Origin of the sequence: Thermocladium sp. ECH_B, assembly GCA_001516585.1 — an archaeon.
In the GTDB taxonomy this organism is placed as follows: Archaea; Thermoproteota; Thermoprotei; order Thermoproteales; family Thermocladiaceae; genus Thermocladium.
Genome location: LOBW01000117.1, coordinates 1 through 3,172, shown reverse-complemented (window position 1 = coordinate 3,172; position 3,172 = coordinate 1). Strand labels below are relative to the sequence as shown.

The window sequence follows — 3,172 nt, the reverse complement described above, 5'->3', positions numbered from 1 at the left end:
AAAAAATCCGTTTTTCTGTTTTTCCCCACAATAAATCATTGGAGGACCATAAATGCCATAGATGAAATAGTTTCCTCATTAGGGATGAGGCGACGAGTGACCCGGCTTTCTCCTGGGCCTAAACAAGTCCTCCACTCTTCCGAGCGCGAGTAAGCCAATATACATTGCCGCTATTCCAATCATGAGAAGCACCATTATTGAGACAACAAATATCGGAACTATTATTGCGGCTGTGGTTAATCCATTGGTCCAGAATCCAAGTAAGGGATTAACCCTAACTAGGTAAGTAGCCGTGAATACCGCAGTGATTGCATTGATGATTATATAAATATGTATAAGTCTTCTGGCGTCCTTAAATTCCCGGCGCAATGTGCTGAGCCTAGCCATGTAGGAAATCATTGCCGGTACTAAAATCAATAGTAATAATAGAATCACTGAGCCCGCAGAGAAATAATCTATAAGGGGAAGACCCTTCACTAGGCCGGCAGAGGGCGATTCCGCATTAATCGTGATAGATGATATTGAAACCACGAGGGCAACTATGGTGATAATGTTGATCAGGAAACCATACATTATAGTCCTAGCAGTCCTCTCTATGTGGACATTAACGTCTCTTCCCTTAAACATATTATCCCCTCAATATGTATATGTATTGCCGTATCTTTAAACCGCATTTATTGCATTTAATGTTCCTCTCAGCTATGTAATAATTAGCATTGCTCCGCGCTGTTTCGTTCTCTATCTTAAGCCTATCACCGCATCCGGGGCAAATCATTAATAGCGGATTATCATGCATCATGCCATTTATTAGCCGAAGCCTTGGCTCCATGCGCGACATTGCTTAAACATGTTTAAAAAACTTAACCCCATGCAGACTACTATAATATGGAGAAATACATCGCTAGTGTTTCCAGAAAGTTTTTGTCTTATTACTTCTGATTTACGTTATTTAAATGAGTAAGAATTTTATGGAACTCTGACCTCCTCCCCGCCCTAAAGGGCGAGGTTTGCCGTTCGTTTTATCAACGTAGTTGACCCATTTAGGCACAGCTCCTTGACTCAAATGAAGTACTACAGATTGCACGGAATAGGAAAAGGAGAAGTTAATTATTCCTATATACTAATGACGATTTGCAGAAATTAAAGGAAGTTGCAAAACGCGACGAGAGTTTGGGAAATGTTACTGTCCACGTTCTATTTAATAATATATACTCCTTTGACGATGCGTTAAGGTTTAAGAAAATTTAGAATGATATTAGTAGTTGTTTTCCATTTCTTTCCTTCTTACTATTGCTAAAATTTAAAAATTCCGGTTCCGGAATAATTCCGGTGGCGGAAATTCTCTTTGACACTAGACCTAAATCGAGGAGAGAAGACTTCTTTGATAGAGATAAAGAGATTGAAGAGCTAAAGGATATAATATTGCGCAAGGACTTTGCTGCAGTCTTAGGGATAAGGAGGATAGGAAAAACCAGCCTTGTTAGAGTAACTCTTAACGAGCTTTCAGATTATATCTCTCTATCAATTAACTTAGGAAAGATAGGAAATAAAAAATCGTATCCAATGAATATTTTCTCAAGGATTTTCATCGAGGGGGCGGTTGAAACTCTTAAAAAATACACCTTTGCAGGTAGAGTTTCGAAAATTATAGCAAATAGGTTAGGAGTAGATCCTAATGATATTTTGGAATCAAATTGGGTAAAAATAGGAATAAAATTGAGAGAATTTAACACTCAGGACGTTAATGAGGTTATTAGGGCTTTAGATTCAATTTCTAAGTATAATAAAAAATATTTAGTGGTTTTTATTGATGAAATACAAAATATTAAGAAAGTGAAGGGCTTTGATCTAGGTTCGTTCTTACATGACGTTTACGAGTGGTGTGACAATACAGTTATCGTAGTTTCCGGAAGTTTTGTAGGTGTTACTGAGGAAATTTTAAATCAGGTTGAGGAAGAAAAGCCCTTCTTTGGCAGGAAATTCTTTAGAATAAAGTTAGAGAGGTTCAACGGATATACTTCAAAGGAATTCTTAACTCAAGGATTTAAAGAGGAAGGAATTAATGTAGATGGGAAGGTAATAGATGAGGCAGTAAAGCTTTTTGACGGAATCCCCGGTTGGTTAGCTTTATTTGGTAGGAGTTATTCTTATGCAGTTAAGCATTCCCACCAAGTTGATATTAAGGTAATATTGAAAGAGGCTGCAAAGGAAGTTTCAAAGGATTTCACAAGGTTCCTAAAAACTTCAAATTCGCCCACGAGATATGCTGAAATAGTTTTAGCCTTGTCCAGGTTAGGAAATAAGGGAAGTTTAAGCGAGATAAGGGATGTAATTAATTCATTATTTAAGGAACAAATTGAGAGTTCTAGACTTAACGAATTATTAAGTATACTCATTGATTACGGATTTATAGTAAAAGTTGGCAGAGGAAAATATGCCTTACCTTCAGATTTACCTACTAGGATCGGATTAAGACATTCTGCAAGGATGTGGATAAAGAAGATGAGCTAGTTATATAAGCTCTTGTATAATTTGACCACCTTAGACGAGACTTTCCAGCTCCTTCTTTTGTAAACGCACAGGAAAAGGCATTTGCCTTATGTTTCATTGTCTAACATACTTTTCCAAATCATTTTATTAATTCCTTGCCCAGCAAGTTTATAATGCTCTTCAATTTCCTCACCCCAATATTCCTTAAAGAGTTCTTTTACAGCCTTTATAATTTCCTTGGATAAATAAATGATAGTGAAGCGGCAAGGCTCCCTTGAGGCCGGGGTTGGGATGAGGGGNTTTCTAGACCTCGGGGAACCCTCGCCAAATGGCGGGGAGGAGGTCGGTGGTCTCTTCTTTAACCGTACAGGTAAGGAATCGTGAAGCCAAATGGATTTATTTTTGCCTATAATTAATCGCCTATGCCTGAATCCATAGAATCCATACGGGGATCACTNAGTTGGGCATTACGGGGAAAAACAATCATTTTAGCCATGAGCGGCGGCATATCCATATATAGAATTCCAGACGTGGCTCGGCTATTAATAAGACATGGCGCCAATGTCGTGCCATTCATGTCGCGGGAAGCCAGTAATTTAATTAATCCAAGAATAATGGAATGGGCAACGGGCAATAAGCCCATAATAAAGATGAGCGGGTATGCGGAGCACGTCAATATATG

At 38.4% G+C, this 3,172-nt stretch carries 3 protein-coding genes and 1 pseudogene; 2 read left to right on the top strand and 2 right to left on the bottom strand.

Annotation, left to right across the window (positions count from 1 at the left end):
- Nucleotides 1–78: 78 nt before the first annotated feature.
- A complete protein-coding gene (locus AT710_09470; protein ID KUO90145.1) occupies nucleotides 79–627 on the bottom strand; it encodes a hypothetical protein in 549 nt (182 codons plus the stop codon).
- A 1-nt stretch (nucleotide 628) separates the two neighbouring features.
- Nucleotides 629–829, bottom strand: a complete 201-nt coding sequence (locus AT710_09465; GenBank protein KUO90144.1) for a hypothetical protein — start codon at nucleotides 827–829, stop codon at nucleotides 629–631.
- Between the two features lie 500 nt (nucleotides 830–1,329).
- On the opposite strand from AT710_09465, the gene AT710_09460 reads away from it, so the two are divergent.
- Both AT710_09460 and AT710_09455 read left to right on the top strand, forming a co-directional pair.
- The gene (locus AT710_09460; protein ID KUO90143.1) at nucleotides 1,330–2,511 is read left to right on the top strand and encodes a hypothetical protein; all 1,182 of its coding nucleotides are present in this window, start codon (nucleotides 1,330–1,332) and stop codon (nucleotides 2,509–2,511) included.
- Between the two features lie 401 nt (nucleotides 2,512–2,912).
- Nucleotides 2,913–3,172: pseudogene (locus AT710_09455) on the top strand.